The 402-nt window shown below is 51.5% G+C and carries 1 pseudogene; it reads right to left on the reverse strand.

Annotated features, from left to right (window positions below):
• Positions 1-402 (reverse strand): annotated as a pseudogene (locus AUR66_RS21075) (CRISPR-associated endoribonuclease Cas6); the annotation flags it as partial.

Below are 402 nucleotides of genomic sequence, written 5' to 3' on the forward strand. Positions count from 1 at the left end.
GTTGGCCAACACCACAGTCGAGAGCGAGATTCAGCAAATATCGGTGTGTTTCGTCACGGACTCTGTAGCCAAGTCGCCATTTGGAGACGACGTAGGTCTGTTTAACTCCTGCTGTTGGTTCGAACGGAATCGCATAGGTGATGTCATCCTTGATAGGTTCGTACGAATCGAAGAGCTCGTACGGTGTCGGGTATTGGTAGGCATTTGTATTCCCGAACTGTTCGTGACTTTGCCGTATGGTTCGTCTGAGAACGTGCTTGAATGGCTCAAGACCGTATTCCGGCCGCCAAAACGTGTCGGGGGCACTCTGGTCTTCCCGATTCGGTGTGGAGAGGTTATACTTTTGAGCGAGCGATGGTGTTATTCGACACACGACACCGGTTGCGGTTTCGAGATATCCTC

Origin of the sequence: Haloferax profundi (assembly GCF_001469865.1) — an archaeon.
Classification (GTDB): Archaea; Halobacteriota; Halobacteria; order Halobacteriales; family Haloferacaceae; genus Haloferax; species Haloferax profundi.